This window comes from Brucella sp. RRSP16 (genome assembly GCF_052246815.1).
Taxonomy (GTDB): domain Bacteria; phylum Pseudomonadota; class Alphaproteobacteria; order Rhizobiales; family Rhizobiaceae; genus Brucella; species Brucella intermedia.
Genome location: NZ_JBQQAM010000068.1, coordinates 1 through 281, shown reverse-complemented (window position 1 = coordinate 281; position 281 = coordinate 1). Strand labels below are relative to the sequence as shown.

The following is a 281-nucleotide window of genomic DNA, read 5'->3' as shown; positions in this document are numbered from 1 at the left end:
GCCGTCGAACCAGTCCTGACGACCTTTCAGGAGGTTAGGACGGTCCTGCTCCAGTGCATGTGCGGTCTTTTTTTGAAAGTCCAGCCGCGCTTTCGCAGCCAGACGTCAAGCGCGCTGCGGCGTTGGTGCATCAATCGCCGGTGAGTTTCAGGGTTTTTATGGTTGTGTCGCAAATTTTCAGCGGGTTAAAGGCAGGCGTATCTCCGGGCGCAATTATGCTGCGAGTTCCGCAAAGACCATGAATGGTGAACAATTGTCGTTTGCGAATTGCCTCTTGCGGA

1 pseudogene is annotated in these 281 nt (G+C 54.1%); it reads right to left on the bottom strand.

The features are described from left to right. Positions 1-119: pseudogene (locus ACS5UA_RS22935) on the bottom strand (IS630 family transposase); the annotation flags it as partial. Between the last annotated feature and the right edge of the window lie 162 nt (positions 120-281).